At 68.5% G+C, this 21,290-nt stretch carries 23 protein-coding genes; 11 read left to right on the forward strand and 12 right to left on the reverse strand.

The annotated features are described in order from the left end of the window. Positions 1-53 precede the first annotated feature (53 nt). The 8 genes from ABDZ92_RS09960 (at position 54) to ABDZ92_RS09995 (ending at position 7,634) form a co-directional block, all read left to right on the forward strand. Positions 54-1,265 (forward strand): ATP-binding protein, encoded by a 1,212-nt coding sequence (locus ABDZ92_RS09960; protein WP_125960579.1) that lies wholly within the window; start codon positions 54-56, stop codon positions 1,263-1,265. A 73-nt stretch (positions 1,266-1,338) separates the two neighbouring features. Beyond that, complete coding sequence (locus ABDZ92_RS09965) at positions 1,339-2,370, forward strand: substrate-binding domain-containing protein (RefSeq protein WP_125960580.1); 1,032 nt, start codon at positions 1,339-1,341, stop codon at positions 2,368-2,370. A gap of 7 nt (positions 2,371-2,377) precedes the next feature. Further along, positions 2,378-3,754, forward strand: a complete 1,377-nt coding sequence (gene pstC, locus ABDZ92_RS09970) for a phosphate ABC transporter permease subunit PstC (protein ID WP_125960581.1) — start codon at positions 2,378-2,380, stop codon at positions 3,752-3,754. Further along, a complete protein-coding gene (pstA, locus tag ABDZ92_RS09975; protein WP_272695624.1) occupies positions 3,747-5,042 on the forward strand; it encodes a phosphate ABC transporter permease PstA in 1,296 nt (431 codons plus the stop codon). The genes pstC and pstA overlap by 8 nt, the downstream gene beginning before the upstream one ends. Positions 5,043-5,077: 35 nt before the next feature. Next, positions 5,078-5,824: a phosphate ABC transporter ATP-binding protein PstB gene (gene pstB / locus ABDZ92_RS09980; RefSeq protein ID WP_239435476.1), complete on the forward strand. Its 747-nt coding sequence runs from the start codon at positions 5,078-5,080 to the stop codon at positions 5,822-5,824. Between the two features lie 10 nt (positions 5,825-5,834). Next, entirely contained in the window at positions 5,835-6,533 is a 699-nt protein-coding gene (phoU, locus tag ABDZ92_RS09985; protein ID WP_125960583.1) for a phosphate signaling complex protein PhoU, read from the forward strand. Positions 6,534-6,543: 10 nt separating this feature from the next. After that, positions 6,544-7,236, forward strand: a complete 693-nt coding sequence (gene phoB, locus ABDZ92_RS09990; protein WP_125960584.1) for a phosphate regulon transcriptional regulator PhoB — start codon at positions 6,544-6,546, stop codon at positions 7,234-7,236. A 71-nt stretch (positions 7,237-7,307) separates the two neighbouring features. Beyond that, positions 7,308-7,634: a hypothetical protein gene (locus ABDZ92_RS09995; protein ID WP_125960585.1), complete on the forward strand. Its 327-nt coding sequence runs from the start codon at positions 7,308-7,310 to the stop codon at positions 7,632-7,634. 107 nt (positions 7,635-7,741) lie between these two features. On the opposite strand, the gene ABDZ92_RS10000 is transcribed toward ABDZ92_RS09995, so the two are convergent. Next, entirely contained in the window at positions 7,742-8,086 is a 345-nt protein-coding gene (locus tag ABDZ92_RS10000) for a DUF2794 domain-containing protein (protein WP_125960586.1), read from the reverse strand. Then, the gene (gene epsC / locus ABDZ92_RS10005) at positions 8,086-8,766 is read right to left on the reverse strand and encodes a serine O-acetyltransferase EpsC (protein WP_125960587.1); all 681 of its coding nucleotides are present in this window, start codon (positions 8,764-8,766) and stop codon (positions 8,086-8,088) included. The genes ABDZ92_RS10000 and epsC overlap by 1 nt, the downstream gene beginning before the upstream one ends. Positions 8,767-8,920: 154 nt before the next feature. On the opposite strand from epsC, the gene ABDZ92_RS10010 reads away from it, so the two are divergent. Both ABDZ92_RS10010 and ABDZ92_RS10015 read left to right on the forward strand, forming a co-directional pair. Beyond that, entirely contained in the window at positions 8,921-9,823 is a 903-nt protein-coding gene (locus ABDZ92_RS10010; protein ID WP_125960588.1) for a hydrogen peroxide-inducible genes activator, read from the forward strand. Between the two features lie 108 nt (positions 9,824-9,931). Next, positions 9,932-10,585, forward strand: a complete 654-nt coding sequence (locus ABDZ92_RS10015) for a fasciclin domain-containing protein (RefSeq protein ID WP_125960589.1) — start codon at positions 9,932-9,934, stop codon at positions 10,583-10,585. A gap of 36 nt (positions 10,586-10,621) precedes the next feature. Here ABDZ92_RS10015 and ABDZ92_RS10020 read toward each other — a convergent pair whose 3' ends face one another. The 3 genes from ABDZ92_RS10020 to pgsA are packed head-to-tail and all read right to left on the reverse strand — an operon-like array spanning position 10,622 to position 11,879. Next, positions 10,622-11,059, reverse strand: a complete 438-nt coding sequence (locus tag ABDZ92_RS10020) for a molybdenum cofactor biosynthesis protein MoaE (RefSeq protein WP_125960590.1) — start codon at positions 11,057-11,059, stop codon at positions 10,622-10,624. Then, on the reverse strand, positions 11,056-11,313 hold the full coding sequence (gene moaD / locus ABDZ92_RS10025; RefSeq protein WP_125960591.1) for a molybdopterin converting factor subunit 1: 258 nt from the start codon (positions 11,311-11,313) through the stop codon (positions 11,056-11,058). Before moaD ends, ABDZ92_RS10020 begins: the two co-directional genes overlap by 4 nt. Then, on the reverse strand, positions 11,313-11,879 hold the full coding sequence (gene pgsA / locus ABDZ92_RS10030; RefSeq protein ID WP_125960592.1) for a CDP-diacylglycerol--glycerol-3-phosphate 3-phosphatidyltransferase: 567 nt from the start codon (positions 11,877-11,879) through the stop codon (positions 11,313-11,315). Before pgsA ends, moaD begins: the two co-directional genes overlap by 1 nt. Positions 11,880-12,010: 131 nt before the next feature. Between pgsA and ABDZ92_RS10035 the strand changes: the two genes are divergently transcribed. Next, a complete protein-coding gene (locus tag ABDZ92_RS10035; RefSeq protein WP_125960593.1) occupies positions 12,011-13,300 on the forward strand; it encodes an MFS transporter in 1,290 nt (429 codons plus the stop codon). 324 nt (positions 13,301-13,624) lie between these two features. Here the strand turns inward: ABDZ92_RS10035 and ABDZ92_RS10040 are convergent, their stop codons facing one another. The 7 genes from ABDZ92_RS10040 to ABDZ92_RS10070 are packed head-to-tail and all read right to left on the reverse strand — an operon-like array spanning position 13,625 to position 21,265. Further along, a complete protein-coding gene (locus ABDZ92_RS10040; protein ID WP_241211815.1) occupies positions 13,625-14,677 on the reverse strand; it encodes a UDP-glucuronic acid decarboxylase family protein in 1,053 nt (350 codons plus the stop codon). Then, complete coding sequence (locus ABDZ92_RS10045) at positions 14,677-15,762, reverse strand: CgeB family protein (protein ID WP_125960594.1); 1,086 nt, start codon at positions 15,760-15,762, stop codon at positions 14,677-14,679. The genes ABDZ92_RS10040 and ABDZ92_RS10045 overlap by 1 nt, the downstream gene beginning before the upstream one ends. Beyond that, entirely contained in the window at positions 15,759-16,847 is a 1,089-nt protein-coding gene (locus ABDZ92_RS10050) for a CgeB family protein (RefSeq protein WP_125960595.1), read from the reverse strand. Before ABDZ92_RS10050 ends, ABDZ92_RS10045 begins: the two co-directional genes overlap by 4 nt. Next, positions 16,844-17,956, reverse strand: a complete 1,113-nt coding sequence (locus ABDZ92_RS10055; RefSeq protein WP_125960596.1) for a CgeB family protein — start codon at positions 17,954-17,956, stop codon at positions 16,844-16,846. Before ABDZ92_RS10055 ends, ABDZ92_RS10050 begins: the two co-directional genes overlap by 4 nt. Beyond that, complete coding sequence (locus tag ABDZ92_RS10060; RefSeq protein ID WP_125960597.1) at positions 17,953-19,056, reverse strand: glycosyltransferase family 4 protein; 1,104 nt, start codon at positions 19,054-19,056, stop codon at positions 17,953-17,955. Before ABDZ92_RS10060 ends, ABDZ92_RS10055 begins: the two co-directional genes overlap by 4 nt. Beyond that, complete coding sequence (locus ABDZ92_RS10065; RefSeq protein ID WP_125960598.1) at positions 19,056-20,156, reverse strand: SDR family NAD(P)-dependent oxidoreductase; 1,101 nt, start codon at positions 20,154-20,156, stop codon at positions 19,056-19,058. The genes ABDZ92_RS10060 and ABDZ92_RS10065 overlap by 1 nt, the downstream gene beginning before the upstream one ends. Next, entirely contained in the window at positions 20,153-21,265 is a 1,113-nt protein-coding gene (locus tag ABDZ92_RS10070; protein ID WP_125960599.1) for an NAD-dependent epimerase/dehydratase family protein, read from the reverse strand. The genes ABDZ92_RS10065 and ABDZ92_RS10070 overlap by 4 nt, the downstream gene beginning before the upstream one ends. Positions 21,266-21,290: the final 25 nt, after the last annotated feature.

Genomic DNA, 21,290 nt, shown 5'->3' on the forward strand with positions numbered 1-21,290 from the left:
CCGTATCGCGGCGGGACGTTTCCGCTGGCCTCCGGCTGGCCTATAGGGCGCCCATGGCCATCGGTTCAGGGATTCGCACGCTCGTCGCCGCGGGGGTCGCGATTGGCGGTGCCGCGGCCGGTTTCCTGCTGGGCGCCGACATCAATGCGGTCGTCGTAGCCGCGGTCGCAGGGCTCGCCGCCGTCCTGATCGCGGCATCGGGCGAGGCGCCCGAAAGCGTGCCGCGGCCTCCCACCCGCCCGCGCCCAGAGCAACCGAGCGTCCAGGCGCTGATCGACGCGCTGGCGGGCCCGGTGCTGGTGACGGCGGGCACGCGCGTGGCTTGTGCGAACGAGGCGGCACGCACGCTGCTGGGCGCCCATATCGTCGGGCAGGACGTCCGCATCGCGATCCGCCACCCTGCTGCTGCCGAGCGGCTGATCGCGGACCCGGCGGAAGACGCCGGCAGCACCACGCACCTGGTCGGCATCGGCACGCGCGAGCAGCGCTGGGAGATGCGGGTGCGGCCCTTGGGCGACGAGCGGCGCCTGGTGCAACTCGTCGACGAAACCCAGCTTTATGCCGCCGAGCGGATGCGCGTCGATTTCGTGGCGAACGCCAGCCACGAACTGCGCACCCCCCTCGCCTCGCTGCGCGGCTTTGCCGAGACGCTGCGTGAGGAAGCGGGCGAGGACCCGCAGCTGCGCAACCGCTTCCTCGGCATCATGCTCGACGAAACCCGGCGCATGCAGCGGCTGATCGACGAACTGATCTCGCTGTCGCGGATCGAGGCGGGCAAGTTCCGTGCGCCGGATACGACGGTCGCACTCGACGGGCTGGTACGGGAGGTTCGCGGCGCGCTGGTGGACCTGCACGGCGGCCGGGGTGCCGACCTGGTGCTGGAGGTGGCGGAGGTGCCGGCGGTGAAGGGCGACCGCGCCCAGCTGTCGCAGCTGATCCACAACCTCGTCGGCAATGCCATGGCATATGGGCGCCCGGGTACGCCGGTGCGCGTGGAGCTGGAGTCGATGGAGGACATGGTCCGGCTGCGCGTGATGGACCAAGGCGAAGGCATCCCCGCCAAGCACCTGCCCCGCCTGACGGAACGCTTCTACCGCGTCGATGCGGGCCGAAGCCGTTCCGTCGGCGGCACTGGACTTGGCCTTTCCATCGTGCGCCACATCGTCGAGCGGCATCGCGGGCGGCTCGACATCGAAAGCACAGTGGGCGTCGGAACGACGGTCACCGTGATTTTGCCGAGGGCGGATGACGGCGCAGTGTCATAAAAGCGCAACCAACGTACGGAAGGGCGGCAGCAACGGACGGCCGAGTCCCTCGCCCGCTGTGGAGATGACGACGATGATCCGCCGTATCGCGATTGCCACCGCTGCGCTGCTCGCGCTCGCGGCGTGCGATCGCAACGTTTCGCGCGACCAGATACGGGTGGTCGGCTCCTCGACCGTATTCCCGTTCACCACTGCCGTTGCCGAGGCGATGATCAACGCCAATCCCGCGCTGCGCGCACCGGTGATCGAGTCGACGGGCACCGGGGCCGGCGTGAAGCTGTTCTGCGCGGGCGTCGGCCCGCAGCATCCCGACATCCTCAACGCCTCGCGCCGCATCAAGAAGTCGGAGATGCAGGGCTGCATCGCCAATGGCGTGAAAGAGGTGATGGAGGTCCAGGTCGGCGTCGACGGGGTGGTGCTGGCAGAGGCGAACAACGGCCCCAAGCTCCAGCTCAACGACCGCGACGTGTATCTGGCGCTCGCCGCCAATCCGCTGGGCAAGCCGCAGAAGGCCCGCTTCTGGAGCGACGTGAACCCGTCGCTGCCGCACCTGCCGATCCAGGTGTTCGGCCCGCCCTCCACCAGCGGCACGCGCGATGCCCTGGTCGAGCTGGTGATGGTTCCCGCCTGCGAGGCCGGTCTGCCCGAGGCGAAGGCGCTCAAGGAAAGCAACAAGGAACGCTACGAAGACGTCTGCACGCGCATTCGCGACGACGCCGCGTACGTCGACAAGGGCGAGAACGACAATCTGATCGTGCAGAACCTCTCGACCAACCCCAATGCGATCGGCGTGTTCGGCTTCAGCTATCTGGAGGAAAACCGCAGCCGCCTGCATGGGGTGCCGCTCGACGGCGTCACGCCGACCTACCAGACGATCTCGGACGGCAGCTATCCCGGCGCGCGTCCCTTGTTCATCTATGTGAAGAAGGCGCACCTGCGCGCGGTCCCCGGCATGGCCGACTTCCTGACGCGCTATGCCGACTCCTGGAACCCCGACGGTCCGCTCACCCGGCGCGGCATGATCGCCGCTCCGGACGCGGTCCGGTCCGCTTCCCGCGCGACGGTCGCGCAGAGCACGCCCCTCGATCCCACGACGTTGCATTGATCCGCCCATGAGCAGCTTTGCCCTTTTCTTCCTGCTGATCGGCCTGGCGCTGATCGGCTGGATCGTCGCCCGCGCGCGCGCCGGCAGCTTCGCGCGGCTTGGTGCCGGGCGCGTCCACTCGCTGCCCAGCCAGCACGGCTGGTACATGGCGATGTGGGTCGCGATCCCCGCGCTGCTGTTCCTCGCCGTCTGGTCCGCGGTCGCCCCGCAGCTGGCGCAGGAGGCCGTGCTGGCGAGCCCGGCCGCGGCCACCCTTCCCACCGACGGTTTCGAGCGTGCGGCGGTGCTGGCGGAGGCACGCGCGCTCGCCAACGGCACCGCCTATGGCGCGTTCAACCCCGCTTCGGAGCCGCTGGCACCGGTCTTCGCGACGGCGCAGGCGCGCTATCGCTGGATCGGGACGGCGGTGGCGCTGCTGCTCGCCTTTGCCGGTGCGGCCTTTGCCTTCACGCGGATCCGCCCGGAATTCCGCGCACGCACCCGCGTCGAGCGCGCGGTCATGCTGCTGCTGCTCGGCGCCTCGCTGATCGCGATCCTGACCACGCTCGGCATCTTCCTGTCGCTGCTGTTCGAGAGCGGACGGTTCTTCTCGATCGTGCCGATCACCGACTTCCTGTTCGGCACGCGCTGGAGCCCGCAGGTGATCCGCGCGAGCGACCCCGGCGAGACGCTGGGTGCGGTGCCGCTGTTCTGGGGTACCTTCTTCATCGGCGCCGTGATCGCGATGCTGGTCGCGATCCCGTTCGGGCTGATGAGCGCGATCTACCTCACCCAGTATGCCCGACCGACGACCCGGCGCTGGATGAAGCCGATCCTGGAAATCCTCGCCGGCATTCCGACCGTGGTCTACGGCTATTTCGCAGCCCTGACGGTGGGGCCCGCGATCCGGGATCTCGCGGTGATGCTGGGCATGCCCTATGCCAGCTCCGAAAGCGCGCTTTCGGCAGGGCTGGTGATGGGGGTGATGATCATCCCGTTCGTATCGTCGATGGCCGACGACTCGATCGCGGCGGTTCCCCGCTCGATGCGCGACGGCAGCCTGGCGATGGGCGCCACCACGTCCGAGACGATCCGCCGCGTGCTGCTCCCCGCGGCGCTGCCGGGCGTGGTCGCCGGCGTGCTGCTCGCCGTCAGCCGGGCGATCGGCGAGACCATGATCGTGGTGATGGCCGCCTCCGGCGCCGCCACCATCACGCTCAACCCGTTCGAGAGCACCACCACCGTCACCAAGCAGATCGTCGACCTGCTGACCGGCGAGGCGGAGTTCGACAGCCCCAAGACCCTCGCCGCCTTCGCCCTGGGCCTGACGCTGTTCGTCGTCACCCTGCTCCTCAACATCGTCGCGCTGCGCGTCGTGAAGCGCTATCGGGAAGCCTATGAATAGCCCCCTCGTCGCGGGCGTCCCCGCCGCTGGCCACGAGCCGGCCGAGCGCCGCCCGACGGACTGGAATACGCAGTCGATGCAGCGGCGCATCCGTCGCCGCTACGCTGCCGAGCGTCGCTTCCGGCTGATGGGGCTGCTGGCGGTGTTGCTGTCCGCCGGCTTCCTCGCCTTCCTGCTGGTGTCGATGCTGACCGCCGGCATCGGCGGCTTCCAGCGGGTGCAGGTTGCCCTGCCCATCGACTTCCCGGCAGCGCAGCTGGAAGTGGCTCCGGCCCAGCTCGCAACCGCGGGCGCCGACCTGGCGCTGTCCGGCGCAGGCCTGGAAGGGGTGACCGGCCTCGCCGCGGTGAAGGCCTTTGGCGAGGACCAGCCGGTCATCGCCGAAAGCGCTTGGCTGACGGTGCGGGATGCGATCAAGGCCGACCCGACCCTGCTGACGCGCCGCGCGGCGCTCTACGTGCCCGCGGCCCCCGGGATCGAGGAAGCGTATAAGGCGTCCGGCGAGCCTGCTGCCGAGCAGATGGTCCAGCGCCTGAAGACAGCCGGTGCGATCCGAAGCGGCTTCAACTGGGGCTTCCTGACGGGAGCCGATTCCACCGATCCGACCGCGGTCGGCATCTGGGGTGCGCTCAAGGGCTCGCTGCTCACCATGGCGATCACGCTGCTGATCGCCTTCCCAGTGGGCGTGCTCTCCGCGCTCTACCTGGAGGAATATGCGCCCAAGAACCGCTGGACCGACCTGATCGAGGTGTCGATCAACAATCTGGCGGCAGTGCCCTCGATCATCTTCGGCCTGCTGGGGCTGGCGCTGTTCCTCGGCACCTTCAACCTGCCGCGCTCGGCGCCGATCGTCGGCGGCCTGACGCTCGCGCTGATGATAATGCCGGTCATCGTGATCGCCGGGCGCAACGCCATCAAGGCGGTGCCGCCCTCGATCCGCGACGCGGCGCTGGGTGTCGGCGCAAGCCCGGTGCAGGTGGTGTTCCACCATGTCCTGCCGCTGGCGCTGCCGGGCATTCTGACCGGCACGATCATCGGCATGGCGCGCGCGCTCGGCGAAACCGCGCCGCTGCTGATGATCGGCATGCGCGCCTTCATCGTTCAGGCGCCGGACGGCCTGAGCGCCCCGGCGACCGTGCTGCCGGTGCAGATCTTCCTCTGGTCCGACCAGGTCAGCCGCGGCTTCATCGAGAAGACGTCGGCGGCAATCCTGGTGCTGCTGGCGTTCCTCCTCGCGATGAACGCCTTTGCCATCTACCTCCGCAACCGTTTCGAGACCCGCTGGTGAACCATAGCTCCACATCCGACACCGCAGCGCCGAAGATGTCGGCGCGCGACGTCAACGTCTTCTACGGCGACAAGCAGGCGATCAAGGACGTGTCGATCGAAGTCGACATGGACCGAGTGACCGCGTTCATCGGCCCCTCGGGCTGCGGCAAGTCGACGTTCCTGCGCACGCTCAACCGCATGAACGACACCGTCGGCAACGCGCGCGTGACCGGCGACATCCGCTTGGATGGCGAGGACATCTACGACAAGTCGATGGACGTGGTGCAGCTGCGCGCCCGCGTCGGCATGGTGTTCCAGAAGCCGAACCCCTTCCCCAAGTCGATCTTCGAGAACGTGGCCTATGGCCCTCGCATCCACGGGCTTGCCCCGAGCCGGGCTGATCTGGAGGCGATCGTCGAGCGCTCGCTGCGGCGCGCAGGCCTGTGGGACGAGGTCAAGGATCGGCTTTCGGACAGCGGCACGGCGCTGTCGGGTGGCCAGCAGCAGCGCCTCTGCATCGCCCGCGCGATCGCGGTCGATCCGGAAGTGATCCTGATGGACGAGCCCTGCTCGGCGCTCGACCCGATCGCGACCGCCAAGATCGAGGAGCTGATCCACGCGCTGCGCGGCCGCTACGCGATCGTGATCGTCACCCACAACATGCAGCAGGCGGCGCGCGTGTCGCAGCGCACCGCCTTTTTCCATCTAGGCAACCTGGTGGAATATGGCGTCACGTCCGAGATCTTTACCAATCCCCGCCAGGAGCGGACCAAGGATTACATCACCGGCCGCTATGGCTGAGGAGACGAGCATGCCCACGGGCCACGAACATACCGTCAAGGCGTTCGACGAGGAGATCGGGCACCTGCGCGCGCTGATCTCGCAGATGGGCGGCCTTGCCGAGCAGGGCATCTCGGACGCGATGCTCGCACTCCAGCGCAACGATCCGACGCTGGCGAAGGAAGTCCGCAGCGCCGACGCGAAGATCGACGCCATCCAGGCGGAGGTCGAGCGGCTGGTGGTGCGGGTGATCGCGCTGCGCGCGCCGATGGCGGACGACCTGCGCGAGGTGGTCGCGGCGCTCAAGATCGCGGCGGTGGTCGAGCGCATCGGCGACTATGCCAAGAACATCGCCAAGCGCGTGCCGATGATCCACCAGGGCGACGACCGCATCGAGGCGGTCTCGCTGCTGCCGGCCATGGCGCAGATGGCGAGCGACATGGTCCATGACGTCCTCGATGCCTTCTCTGCACGAGATGCGGAGGCTGCCGTTGCGGTGTGCGAGCGCGACCGGGCGCTGGACGATTTCTACGACAGCATCTTCCGCACGCTGGTGACCTTCATGGTGGAGAACCCGCGGACCGTGGGCCAGGTCGCCCACCTGCTGTTCGTCGCCAAGAACCTGGAGCGCATCGGCGATCACGCCACGAACGTCGCCGAGATGGTCTATTTCGCGGCGACCGGCCGGTACCTCGCCGACCGCGAGACCGCCGACACATCGAACCGCTGAGGGACCCGCCATGGCCAAGCCAAGCATGTTGCTCGTCGAGGATGACGCGGCACTGGCGGAGTTGCTCGCCTATCATTTCCGCCGCGAGGACTTCGACGTCCGCCACACGCCCGACGGCGAAGAGGCCCTGCTGCTGGCGCGCGAGGGCACGCCGGACTTGGTGCTGCTCGACTGGATGGTGGAAGGTCTGTCGGGGATTGAGGTGTGCCGGCGCCTGCGTCGCACGCCCGAGACGGCGAACGTGCCCATCATCATGCTGACCGCACGAGGCGAGGAAGAGGACCGGGTGCGCGGCCTGGAGACGGGTGCGGACGACTATGTCACCAAGCCCTTCTCGCCCCGCGAGCTGGTCGCCCGCGTGAAGGCCGTGCTCCGCCGCGTGCGCCCCGCCCTTGCCGGCGAGACTCTGAGCTATGCCGACATCGAGATGGACACCGTGGGCCACAAGGTGCGTCGCGCGGGCGAACTCGTCCCGCTTGGTCCGACGGAATTCCGCCTTCTCAAGCACTTCCTGCAGCATCCCGGCTGGGTGTTCTCGCGCGAGCGGCTGCTGGACGCGGTTTGGGGACGGGACACGGAGATCGAGACGCGCACGGTGGACGTCCACATCCGACGCCTGCGCAAGGCGATCAATGGCGAAGGGATGCCGGACATCATCCGCACCGTCCGGTCGGCAGGCTATGCGCTGGATGCGGGAAACTGAGAATCGTTACGGAAAGATTCCGAAAATCGCGCGTTGAGGGTCGGCCAGAACCAGTTCCAGGAGAAGATACAATGAAACTCCTTGCTCTTGCCGCCGCCCTCACGCTCAGCGGCGCCGCGGTTGCCCAGACGACCCCGGGCACCACCGGACAGACCACCACTGGTGACATGACCGGCACGACGACGTCGGACACGACCACGACGACCGGTACCGATACGACCACCACCACCGGCACCGACACGACCTCGGGCGTGCCCTCGTCGACGATGACGCCGTCGACCACCGGTCCGGTGACCTTTGCACCGCCGTCGACCACCCCGCCGCCGGCCGCACAGCAGAACTATCCGGTGTGCTCGCGCACCGTGAAGGACAGCTGCCGCAATCCGGGCGGAAAGTAAGCCTTCAAGCGTCGGAAGACGCCAGCAGCGCGCGTCCTCCCCAGCGGAGGGCGCGCGTTTGTGCATTCAGGGGTGCCGGACGCGAACGCCGCGCGTCGAGTGCGGTGTCAGTCCTCGACCAGCTTCATCAGGCGGCGTTCCACCGGCGCCAGCACGGGCCCAAGCTCGTGCCCGCGCTTCAGCACCGCGCCAACCTCGTTGACCAGCGCCCACATGCCCTGGCGATTGCGGAGCGCCGGGCGCTTCTCGATGCGGAACTCCGGCCGCTCGGCAGATCGCCGGAAGGCGGAGAACACGGCCGCATCGCGCCCCAGGTCGATCGCATAATCCCGCCAATGGCCGGCTGCGACCATTCGGCCGTAGAGGTCGAGGATGCGCGCCAGTTCGGCACGCTCGAACCCCGTCTGGCTCGGGCGCCCGGCGCTGGCTGGAAAGGGGGTGACGATTCCCATCAGGCGCGGTTGCGATGCTCTTCGGCTTCGGCCACCGCCGCATCCAGGCGGCGGCGCAGCGCTTCCAGCTCGCAGCGCAGCGTCTCGATCTTCTGCGCCTGCGGGTCCTGCATCTCCCGGCACGGCGTCCCGTAGGGCACGAAGTCGCGCTGGTAGGCGGTGGAGTCGACCAGGGTCGGCCGCGCCGGAATGCCGACCATCACCGCCCCCTCCGGCACGTCGCGCGTGACGACGGCGTTGGCGCCGACCCGCGCGCGCGCGCCGACCTGGATCGGCCCCAGCACCTGCGCACCCGAGCCGATGATCACGCCATCGCCGATGGTCGGGTGCCGCTTGCCGGCGATGCCGTTGTCGGGGCTGGTCCCGCCGAGCGTCACATTCTGGTAGATGGTGACGTTGTCGCCGATCTCCGCCGTCTCCCCGATCACCGTGAAGCCATGATCAATGAAGAAGTTGCGGCCGATCTTCGCGCCTGGGTGGATGTCGATCACCGTCAGGAACCGGGCGAGGTGGTTCACCGCGCGGGCGAGGAAGAACAGCCGCGCCTGGAACAGGCGGTGTGCGATGCGATGGAAGCCGAGCGCCCAGACACCCGGGTACAGCAGGATCTCGGCACGCGAACGCGGCGCCGGGTCCCGGGCCTTGATCGAATCCAGATACGCGCCGAGCCGGCCGACCATGCTAGTCCCTTCCCCGTTTCGAGGCCATTTAGGGCGCCTCCTGCGGAATTTCCAGCAACCGCAGTATGAAACGCGCGGCGCGGCGTTTCGGAGCATCAACGCCCTGCTCGCTCAATCGCTGGAACTTGATCGACGCCGCCGATAAGACGGCGCCATGAGCACCACCTATCTGCCCACCCTGAAGCAGCTCCAATATCTCGTCGCGCTGCGCGACGCAGGCCATTTCGGACGCGCGGCCGAAGCATCGTTCGTCACTCAGTCGACGCTCTCGGCCGGCATTCGCGAGCTCGAAACGCTGATCGGCGTCACGCTGGTCGAGCGGACGCGGCGGGTGGTGCGGTTCACGCCGCTCGGCGAAGCGATCGTCGACAAGGCGCGCACGGTGATCCGCGAGGCAGAGGAGCTGGCCGACATGGCGCGCGCGGCCGGACGGCCGCTGTCGGGCGAAATGCGGATGAGCGTGATCCCCACCATCGCCCCCTTCCTGCTGCCCCGCATCCTGCCGCGGCTGCGCGAGGATTATCCGGACCTCAAGCTGTTCCTGCGCGAGGAGCCGAGCCAGGCCGCATGCGAAGCCCTGCATCACGGGCGCTCGGACTGCGTGCTGCTCGCCCTCCCCTTTGCCTGTGGCGACGTGGAGGTGGCGCCGCTGTTCGACGACCCGCTCTACCTGGCGGTGCCGCAGGGCGAGGCACGTCCGGGAGCCGGGCCGATGGTGGCGGACGACATCGACGCCGCGCGCCTGCTGCTGCTGGAGGACGGCCACTGCCTGAAGGACCATGCGCTTCGCGCCTGCCCGCATCCGGAGCTGCGCGGACGGGCGACGATGCTGGGCACCTCGCTCCACACCATCGTCCAGATGGTCGACAACGGCCTGGGTCATACCATGCTGCCCGAAATGGCGGTGGAGGCGGGCATCCTCGACCATACGCAGGTGATCGCCCGCAAGATCGACGCTCCGAAAGCGTCGCGCGAGATTGCGCTGGTGTGGCGCCGGGCCTCCCCGCGCGAGCGCGACTTCCGACTGCTCGCGGGCGTGCTCTCCACCGCGCACTGACCACGGCTCATCCCGGCGGGGTGGACAGCATGTCCCCTGGAAGCTCCGATCGTCCTCCCCAGGCGTTGCGCTGCTGACGCGCAATCCGCCCCTGTTGAGGAGAAACTGATGTTCCGTCTTCCGATCGTATCCGCTCTGGCCGTCGTTGCCGCTACCGCGGTGCCGGCGCTGGCGCAGACCACGACCGCGACGCCCGCACCCCAGACGGCTCCGCAGACCACGCCGGCCGCGCCCGGCACCACCGCCGCACCGGCCGATGCAGCAGCCGCCAAGCCGAACCCGGCCGTGGGTGGCGCACAGATGGCAGCCACCAAGCCGATCGTCGAGAACCTGGCGGCCGCGCCGAACCTGGCGACGCTGGTCAACGCCCTGAAGACCGCAGGTGTCGATACGGCGCTCGCCGGCCCCGGCCCCTTCACCGTGTTCGCGCCCGACAATGATGCGTTCGGCCGGCTTGCGCCCGGCACCATGGACACGTTGCTGAAGCCGGAGAACAAGGCGACGCTCGCCAAGATTCTCAACTACCATGTGGTGTCGGGTAAGCTCGATGCCGTGACGCTCAAGAAGCAGATCGAAAGTGCCGGCGGCACGCTGACGCTGACCACGGTCGCCGGCCAGCCGCTCACCGCGGGCCTCGAGAACGGCGCGATCACGCTGACCGATGCCAATGGCACCAAGGCCTATGTGACGACCTATGACGTCAACCAGTCGAACGGCGTCTTCCACGTCGTGAACGGCGTGCTGGTGCCAAAGCTCGGCTAATCGTTATCGGGGGAGGGTTCGCCCTCCTCCGCTTCTTTAGCGCCAGCGGTCCGCCGCGCCGGCATCGCCGTCGCGCGCCGCCACCCAGCGCGCACCCTCTTCGCGACGCTCGCGCTTCCAGAACGGCACATCGGTCTTGAGCCGATCGATCAGGAACGCGCAGGCCTCCAGCGCCGCATGCCGGTGGGGTGCGGCGGTCGCCACCAGCACGATCCGCTCGCCGGGAGCCATGGGGCCGACGCGATGGACCACCGCAACCGCGTGCAGCTGCCAGCGCGCGACCGCCTCCTCGGCGAGGGCGTGCAACACGGCCTCGGTCATGCCCGGGTAATGCTCCAGCGCGAGCTCGCGCACGCCGTCATCCTCGCGCACGAAGCCGGAGAAGCTCGCGACTGCGCCGGAACCGCTGCCTTCCACCGCCGCGAGCGTGGCGGCGAGGTCGATCGGCTCGAACTGGACCAGCGCGCAGATCATCCGCCGGTCACCGGGGGAAAGATCGCGACCTCACGGGCTCCGCTGATGGAAGCGTCGAGCGGCACGAAGCGCTGGTCGAGCGCAGCACGCAGCCGCGCGCGATCGGCCAGGGCCTCGGCGTGCGCAGGGCTGCGGGTCGAGAGCCAGTCGATGAGGTGCTCGACCGTCGTCACGTTCGCGGGAGGATCGACGCTCTCCGCCCCCGTCCCGATCGTCTCGCGCACCCAGGCGAAATAAAGCATGGCAAGCGCCATCAGCTGTCCATGTGCTTGAGGCCGACGCGCAGGTAGTCCCAGCCGGTAACGAGGGTCAGGACGGCCGCCCCCCAGAGGCAGGCGAGCCCGACCGCGCGGACCCACGAGATGTCCGGCACCGCACCCGCCAGAATCAGCGCCCCAAACGCGACGAGCTGCAGCGTCGTCTTCCACTTGGCGAGCTTGGAGACCGGCAGCGAGACCTGCAGCCCTGCAAGAAACTCACGCAGGCCCGACACGGCGATCTCGCGCAACAGGATGACGAGCGCGGCGATCAGGTGGATTCCGGTGATGAGGGCGGTATCGTGCCGCGTTCCCACCAGCATCAGGATCACGGCAGCGACCATGATCTTGTCGGCGATCGGATCGAGGAAGACCCCGAGCTTCGACACCGTGCCGTTCGAGCGGGCGAGATACCCGTCGAAATAGTCGGTGACGCCCATCAGGCAGTAGAGGGCGAAGGCGATCGCGTAGCCGGCATGCCATTGCGGCCACCAGAGGAACGCGACCAGAAGGGGCACCGCGAAGATCCGCGAGAGCGTGAGGATATTGGGAAGCGTCAGCACCCGCCGGGGTCTAGCACCGGGGCGCGAGCGGGGAGAAGCTTTAATCGCGCATTGAAGCCGCTTGCCACGCTGGGCTATGGCTGCGGGCATCAAGCCTGCGCGATGCAACGACACAAGGTACTGACGACACGATGCTGAATGCGCTCGGGCTGCTCAGGAAGCGCCGCTTCCTTCCCCTGTTCGTCACGCAGTTTCTGGGTGCCTTCAACGACAACCTGTTCAAGCAGGCGATCGTGCTGTTCGCGACCTACCAGATCTTTTCGGACGCGCAGGCAGAACAGAATTTCAACGCCCTGGCGACGGCGATCGGGATCATCCCCTTCTTCGTCCTCTCGGCGCTGTCCGGCCAGCTCGCGGACACGAGCGACAAGGCACGGATCATCCGCATCGTGAAGACGGCCGAGATCGGCATCATGATCTTCGGCGCGGCCGGCGTGTTCGTGGCGCAGGCAGGGTGGATCAATCTTGGCCTCGCGATGATGCTGGGCGCCGTGCTGCTGCTGGGCACCCACTCGACCTTCTTCGGGCCAATCAAATACGCGATCCTGCCGCAGCATCTGAAGGAGGATGAGGTGCTGGGCGGCACCGGGCTGGTGGAAGCCGGCACCTATCTCTCGATCCTGCTGGGAACGGTGATCGCAGGATGGATCTCCGTCGAGGCTTCGGCGATCCTGGTGATCGGGGTTGCGGTGATCGGCTGGATCACGGGCCGCATGGTGCCCGCGGCCCCCCGGCTGGGTGCCGAACTGAAGCTCAACTACAACCCGATCACCTCCTCGTGGAAGCTGGTCGCGGCGACGATGCACATCCGGCGGCTGTTCCTGGCGATCCTCGCCATCAGCTTCTTCTGGACGATCGCGTCGGTGATGATCGTGATCTTCCCGCCGCTGGTGAAGAACGTGCTCACCGCCAACGAGCGGGTCGCCAGCCTCACCATCGCGATCTTCTCGGTCGGCGTGGCGATCGGTTCGGTGGTCATCAACGCGCTGCTGCGCGGCAAGGTCTCGGCGAAATATGCGCCGGGCTCGGTGATCGCGATGGGAGTCGCGGTGATCGCGCTGTCGCTGGAGGCGCGTGGCTGGGTGCAGGCGCCGGCCGGGACGTTGTATGGCTTCTACGACTTCATCACGTTGCCGCGCGCGGTCGGGTTGTTGCTGACGATGCTTGCCGTCGCGGTCACCGGCGGCATGTTCGTGGTGCCGCTCTACGCCTTCCTGACCACCACCGTCACCAAGGACCAGACCGCCCGCACGGTGGCCGCCAACAACATCGTCAACGCCGGCGCGATGACGATCGGCGCGATCGTGGTGAGTGCCGTCAGCGCGGCGGGCGTGACGCCGGAGGACATGCTGCTGGTGGTCGCCGGCATGTGCGTGCTGTCGGCCTGGCTGGCCTGGAAGCTGCACTGCGCGTGCGATTGAACCGCCGCGCTGGCCCGCGACCGCGGCTATAGCAGGAGGGTGTAGAAGCAGACGAAGAAGGCGGTGAAGCTCAGGACGAAGAGCTTCAGATCCTCTTCGCTGCTGGCGTCCTTCGATGCTTTGCGAGCATCCGCCAAGGCGCGGCGAAAAGGATGCGATGGGCCGGAAACGGCCACAGGCGAGTGCGCGTGTCGTTGTTCCATAGGAACAGTTTAACGCGCTGTTTACGATTTGCACGTTCGTCGCCGACGTTCTGGGTCCCGATATGAAACGCCCCGCCCCGGCGGCTGCCGGAGCGGGGCACGTAGGTCCTCAGGAGGCCGATCAGGCGCGGGCGCGCAGCGGCTCCTGGATCTCGGGCTGGGCCATCTCGACGCCGAGCTCTTCCGCGAACCAGGCGCTGGTGCGGGCGAGCCCGTCCTCCAGCGGGACCGTCGGCTGCCAGCCAAGCACGGCCTTGGCACGGCTGATGTCGGGGCGGCGGCGGCGCGGATCGTCCTGCGGCAGCGGCGTGTAGGTCACGCGGCCTTCGACACCGGTCGCGAGCAGCACCTTCTCCAGCAGCTCGTTGACGGTGAACTCGGTCGGGTTGCCGAGGTTGACCGGCTCCATGGGGTTGATGTCGCTTTCCATCAGCCGCATCAGCGCGTCGACCATATCGGAAACGTAGCAGAAGCTGCGCGTCTGGCTGCCGTCGCCGTAGACGGTGATGTCGCGGCCGGACAGCGCCTGGCAGATCAGGTTGGAGACGACGCGGCCGTCGTCCGGGTGCATCTGCGGGCCATAGGTGTTGAAGATGCGGGCGACGCGGACGTCGGCGCGGTTCATGCGGGCATAGTCGAAGGTCAGCGCCTCGGCAGCGCGCTTCCCCTCGTCATAGCAGGCGCGCGGGCCGGTGCAGCTCACCCAGCCGCGATAGCCCTCCGCCTGCGGGTGCACTTCCGGATCACCATAGACCTCGCTGGTGGAGGTCAGCAGGAAGCGCGCGCCGGTCTTCTCAGCCAGGCGCAGCAGGTGGTTGGTACCGACCACGTTGGTGAGCATCGTGTGCTCGGGATCCGCCTGGTACTGCGGCGGCGAAGCGGCGCAGGCGAGATTGTAGATGCGCGTGATGCGATCGGCCCGCTCCAGCACCGCCTGGGGCAGCGGGTTGACGATGTCGGCCTCCACGAAGGTGAAGTTGGGCAGCGCCTCCAGCAGCCGCAGGTTGGACGGGCGCGCCGTCTGGAGGTTATCGAGGCACAGCACCTCATAGCCCTGCTCCACCAGCGCGCGGCAGAGATGCGAGCCGATAAAGCCCGCTCCACCCGCGACCAGCGCCACTCCAGCTTCATTCTGCGCCATGTTCCGCTCCTTCTTGTCCCTTATGTCGTTCATCAGGCGGCTCCTGCCAAAGCAGACTGCGGCACCTGTCGTTCTGCCGCTTCGGTGAGGTGCAGTTCCAATTCTGCGGCGCGGTGCGCAGCGGTATGGGCGTCCAGCACGCGGGTGCGTGCCGCCTCCCCCATCGCCGCGGCATCCGCCCCTTCGATCGCGGCGATCACCGCGGCACCATCATCCGCCAGCAGGATCTCGCGGCCGGGAGCGAACAGGTCTTCGATCCCCTCCCAGCGATCCGACACGATCGGGGTTCCGCAGGCGCCCGCCTCGAACAGGCGCACCGAGGGCGACCAGCCTGCCGCGATCATGTCCGCACGCGTCACGTTGAGGGTGAAGCGCGACGCCGAGTAGAAGTTGGCGTGCTCGGACGGCGGCAGATGGTCGATGCGCTCGACGTTCGCCGGCCAGTCGATGGTGTCGGGATATTGCGGCCCCGCCACCACGAACCGGCGGTGCGGCAGCGCGCGCGCCGGCTCGATCAGCAGCCGCTCCAGCGTGGGCTGGCGATCATCGCTGTAGGTGCCGAGGTAGGAGAGGTCCCAGCGCTTCTCCGTGCCGGTCGGCGCATAAAGCGCCGGGTCGACTGAGCAGTAGAAGGCACGCGCCGCCGGCGAGCCGAAGGTGCGCTCGAGCCGTTCCAGCGTCGGACCGCCGGTGAACGACAGGTAGAGGTCATAGCCGGGGATGACCTCCGGCGAGAGATATTCGAAGTCGCCGCGTTCGAGCTTCGCGAGCGTCACCGGCGTGTCGATGTCGTAGAAGGCGGTAACGCCCTCAGCGACCTGCTGGACATAGCGGGCGACCGCTACGCCCTCCGGCACATAGGAGCCGACGATCACCGCATCGGCGCCCGCGATCTCCTCGCGCCAGGCGTCCAGCCCGTCCAAGTCGGCATAGAATTCGAGCCGGCAATAGTCGGGATCGACATGGTCGCGATGCGCCGCATACCAGGGCACGTCCCGCTCCAGGAACAGGATGTCGTGCCCGCGCGCGGCATAGGCCTTCAGCAGCGCGCGAAAGGTGGTGGCATGGCCGTTGCCCCACGAGGACGACAGCGAGAGGCCGAGGACGACGAGCTTCATGCGACTTCCCGCTGCCGCTCGGCATGGGCCTGGAACAGCTGGTCCACCTGCGCGCCGCGCAGCGTGTAGGTGTGCTCGGCGAGCACGCGCTTGAGCGCCGCCTGGCCGATCGCCTCGGCGCGTTCGGGCGTGAGCGCGGCGAGGTGATCCGCCACGTCCTGGCCGTCGCGCGCGACCAGCACTTCCTCGTCGGGCACCAGGAACTGCTCGATGCCTTCCCAGGCGTCGGTGATAAGGCAAGCGGCAGCGCCCGCTGCCTCGAACACGCGGGTCGCGGGCGAGAAGCCGACGTTGGCCATGCTGTCGCGCGCCACGTTGAGCACCGCGCGCGGCGTGCAGTTGAAGGCGTTGTGCTCGGCCGTATAGACATGGCCGCGATGGCGGACGTTGCCGGGCATCGCCTTCGTCTCCCAGCCGTTGCCACCGATCAGGAACTGCTGCTCAGGCAAGCGCTCCGCGGCCTTGAGGAAGAACTCCTCCACGCGCGCTTCACGGTCCGGAAGGCGGTTGCCGAGGAAGGCGAGGTCGCAGGCGAAGCGCGGATCGGGTTCGACCGGAAAATGGGTCGTGGGATCAAGCGCGTTGTAGACCGGTACACAATCGGCAGCACCGAAGCCCTTGTACGCGTTCACCACCGGCGGGCCGCCGCCATAGGTGAACACCGCGTCGAGGTCCGGCAGCGCGCGGCGGACGGGATGATCCTCGTCGGCGCGCATCTCGTCCAGCGTGGCCGCGGCGTCGACGTCCCAGAAGATCTTGAGCGCATGCGGCGCGGCATGCTCAACGATGCCCTCCAGCAGCTCGCGGTCGAACACGCCGACACCGTTCGCCTTGACGACGATGTCCGCGTCGGCCGCCTCCGCGAGTACGCCGCGCATCGCCTCTTCCGTCGCCGGATAGACGACCGAGCGGGCCCAGTCGGGTGCGTCGATGTCGCGATGCTTCTGGCGATCGAACGCGTCGGGTTCGTAGAAGCTGATCTGGTAGCCGCGCTGCGCCAGGTCGCGCAGGATGCCGCGGTAATAGGTGGCGGCGCCGTTCCAGTAGGACGACACCAGGCTCGATCCGTAAAAGGCGATTTTCACGCCACGTTCCTCTCAACTTGCGGGGCGCCGAGGCTCGCGACGACGGCGAGCAGCTCGTCGACGCGGTGGGCGCAGGTGTGGCGGGCGCGGATCGTCTCCAGCCCAGCGGCGGCGAGGCTCGCGCGCAGGTCCGGATCGTCGCGCAACGCCGTCAGGTGGCGGGTCATCTCCGCACCGTCGCGGGCGACGAGATAGTCGGTGCCGGGGCGGAACAGCCCCTCGGCATCCTCCCACGGCGCCGACACAAGTGGCAGCCCGCAGGCCAGCGCCTCGAACACGCGGATGGTGGGGATGCCGGGCAGGATCGTCGCATAATAGCGGCGCGGCACGTGCACGGTGGCGAGGTGGCGGGCGAAGATCTCCGGCGCCTTGGCGTTGGGTGCCCAGCCGCGATAGCGCGCGCCGTGGGAGGCGAGCATCGCCTTGGCCTCGTCCGGGTAGCGCACGCCGTAGATGTCGAGCGGCAGGCCCGCGGCATTGGCCGGGCGGAAGAGGAAGTCCTCCAGCTCCTGCGTCCGCTCGCCGTCGCCCCAGTTGCCGATCCACACCAGCCCCTCGGGTGTGCCCTCGCGCACCGGCGGGTGGAAGTGGCGGGTGTCGGCGGCCTCGTGCCAGGTCCAGACGCGCCCTTCCCAGCCCCAGCGGCGGTAAACCTCGGACAGCGTCTCGCCGAACGCGAGCACGCCGTCGTAGCCCGAGAGATCGAAGGCGCGAATCGCGTCCGGATCGCTGACGGCGCGGTGGTGGGTGTCGTGGAACAAGAGCGTGAAGCGGCCGCCGCGCTTGCGCAGGTCGCCGATGGCGGCGACGAGCGCAGGGTCGTTCCACTCGTGGACGATCACCAGCTCGGCATCGCCGACCAGCTCGGCCGGATCGGTGCCGGGCGCGAAGCTCTGCGACGACAGCTCCGGATAGGCGGTGCGATAGGGCTCCAGCCCCGCGTCGCCACCGTCGGCGAGCAGGTTGGCGAGGCTCCAGTTGCCCTCCGGCTCCAGCGTGCGGACGTCATGGCCGCGCGCGATCAGCTCCCGCAGCACGCCGCGCAGGAAATGCGCGTTGCCGTGGTTCCAGCAGGACAGCAGCGAATGGGTGAAATAGGCGATCTTCATGCCGCGGCACTCCGCGTGAGGGTTGCGGCGGGTTCGAGCAGGTCGCGGTAAACTGCGGCCATGTCGCGCGCGACTGCCGCCGGCGTGTAGCGGCCCGCGCGCGCCTGCGCAGCCTCCCCCAGCGCAGTGCGGCGCGCGGGATCGGCCCGGACCGCCTCGATCGCGGCGACGAAGCCGTTCTCGTCCTGTGGCGCCACGAAGACCGCCGCGCCGTCCCACAGCTCGCGGAAGGTCGGCAGGTCGGCGAGCACCAGCGGACAGCCGGCAGCCGCCGCCTCCAGCACCGCCAGCCCGAACGGTTCGAAGCGAGCGGCAGAGACGAAGATCGGGCGCTGGACGAGCCACTCGGCCAGTTCCGCCTCGCTCAACAGGCCGAGCGGCTGGAGATGGTCGGCGGGCACCTGCTCGCCATGCGGGCCGACCAGCGCGCCGGCAGCATGGAACGGCACCGGCAGCCGGGCGGCCACGCGGTCGAGCAGACGCGTCTGCTTGACCTGGTCCCAAAGTCGGCCGGCGGTGAAGACGCAATCGGTGGGCGCGCCCTCCCCTTCGACCAGCGGCCGGCGGCCGTTGTGCACGGCGAGCGGCAGGTCGGTGAGGCCATAGGTGCGCTGGATCACCGCGGCGAAGGCTGCGGTCGGCGCCACCACACGGCTGGCGGCGCGGAAACCCTGTTCGGTCAGCGTGCGCTGCCAGCGATAGTCCGGCGGCAGCTTGGTGCCGTTGGCGGCGTCCCACCAGGTGGCGAGGCAGCCGTGCGCCACCGCGACCACCGGCACGCCGAACGCGCCGCTCGCCGCCAGCGTCGGCATGTTGCAGTGGACGAGGTCGAAGCCCTGCTCCCGGACCAGCGCCGCCAGCGCCTCGCCGGCCTCGCGCACCGGAACGGGGCCGTCGCACAGCCAGTCGAGCGGCAGGCCGGTCTCCAGGATCGGAATGCCCGCCGCCTCGACCGGCGCGCGCTGCGGGGCATTCGGCTCCGGCCCGAGCACCGCTACGGTCGGCTCCAAGCCGAGGGGAGCGAGCGCACAGGCGAGATCGGTCGCATATTGCCAGACCCCGCCCACGGCATCGGCGGTGATCAGGATCCGCGCCGCCATTAAGCAGCCCCTGCCGGCGCATCCGCCGCCGGGACGCCGATGGGCGCGTTGATGCCGCGCGCCTCCGCCAGCCAGCGGGCCAGCCGGGCGACGCCCTCGTGCCAGTCGACGTGCTTGCCCAAACCCAACGCAGCCTGCGCCTTGCGCGTGTCGGCGACGAAATAGCGCTGGTCGCCGGCGCGCCAGTCGGAGAAGCTCAGGTCCACGTCGCGACCGAGCACTTCGCCGATATAGGCCAGCAGCTGGCGCAGGCTGATCGCATTGTCCGGGCCGCCCCCAAGGTTGAACGCCTGACCCGCGACCGCATCGATGTTGCGCCATGCCGCGACATAGGCGTCCACCGCGTCCGACACGTCGAGGATGTCGCGGACCTGATGGCCGTCGCCGTAGAGCGTGATCGGCTTTCCTTCGAGCGCGCGGATCAGGAAGTGGGCGACCCATCCCTGGTCCTCGGTGCCCATCTGGCGCTGGCCATAGATGCAGCTCATCCGCAGCACCGCCGTCTTCAGGCCGAAGCTGCGCGCGTAATCGAGCACATATTGATCGGCCGCGCCCTTGGAGCAGCCATAGGGCGTGTGGAAGTCGAGCGGGCGCGCCTCGCCGATACCGTGCGCGCGCACTTCCGCGTCGACGGGACGATAGGCCTGGTCCTCCAGCACGAAGTCGAGGTCGATCAGGTCGCCGTACACCTTGTTGGTGGAGGCGAAGATCACCGGCGTCTCGGGCGCGCGCGTGCGGATCGCGTCGAGCAGGTTGAGCGTGCCGGCGATGTTGATGGCGAAGTCGTCGCGCGGATCGACCATGCTGGTGGTCACCGCCACCTGTGCCGCCAGGTGGAACACCGCCTTGGCGCCGGCGGCGGCATCCGCCAGCCGCGCCTCGTCGCGAATGTCGGCGTGCAGGAAGTCGATCCGGTCGCCGTGGCGCTGCTGCAGCCAGGCGAGGTTGGTGTCGACCCCCGCCCGCGACAGCGCGTCATAAACGAGCACCCGATGCCCCTCGCCGGCCAGCCGGTCGGCGAGGTTGGATCCGATGAAGCCCGCGCCGCCAGTGACCAGGATCGGCCGCGGGTCCGCCGCAGCGTTCCCCTCGCCCGTCATGCCACCAGGCCCCGCTTTTCCAGTTCGGAGCGCATCTGCTCGACGCGGTCCTGGGCGGTCTGCTGCGCGACCCACTCGGCGAGTTCGGCCAAGCCCTGCTGGAAGTCCTGCTTCGCGCGGAAGTCGAGCTTCTCGGCCGCCAGCGTCGTGTCGCAGAAGCAGTGGCGGATGTCGCCGATGCGCGCCTTGCCCACCACTTCGGCGGTCAGGTCGTTCTTGCCCATCGCCTTGGCGAGTTCCTCGGCCACTTCCTTGACCGAGCGATGATTGCCCGAGCCGATGTTGAACGTGCCGCCGACTGCCTGCGGCAGCACCAGCGCGTCGGCAAAGGCGCGTGCCACGTCGCTGACATGGACGAAGTCGCGGCGCTGCTCGCCATCCTCAAAGATCAGCGGTGACTGGCCGTTCAGGAAGCGCGAGGCAAAGATCGCGAGCACGCCCGTGTACGGGTTCGACAGCGCCTGGCCGGGGCCATAGACGTTGAACAGCCGCAGGCACACGCCCTCGATGCCGTACGGCTCGGACATGATGTGCGTCGTGCGTTCCTGCACGTACTTGTTGAGCGCGTAGATCGACGCGAGGTTCGGGCGCTTCCATTCTGGGGTCGCGACGGGGCTGAGCGGGCGGCCCTGCACGTCGGTCGGCTCCCAGTTCTTCTGCCCGTCCTTCAGCGTCTTGCGCTCGGCATTCTCGACGAGCTCACCATCGGCATCGCGATAGAGGCCCTCGCCATAGATGCTCATCGATGATGCGGTGACGACGCGACGCACCGGCTTGTCGATCAGCGCCTCGAACAGCACGGCGGTGCCGACGTCGTTGGTCGAGGTATAGCGCTCGACCTCGTACATCGACTGGCCGACGCCGACTTCGGCCGCCAGGTGGACGACGCTGTCGATGCCGTCGAGTGCCTTCAGCACCGCGTCCTTGTCGCGCACGTCGGCGCGGATCAGCTCGGCTTCCTTGTTGAGCATCTGCGAGCCGTCGGTCGCGCCATGGACCTGCTCGATCAGGCTATCGAGCACCCGCACTTCGTTGCCGCGTGCCAGAAGTTCGTCGGCGACGAAACGTCCAATGAATCCCGCCCCCCCGGTAATGAGAACTCGTTCCATTCTTCCTCCCGCTCTAGGTGCCGGC

Origin of the sequence: Sphingomonas molluscorum, from assembly GCF_039522995.1 — a bacterium.
Lineage (GTDB): Bacteria > Pseudomonadota > Alphaproteobacteria > Sphingomonadales > Sphingomonadaceae > Sphingomonas > Sphingomonas molluscorum.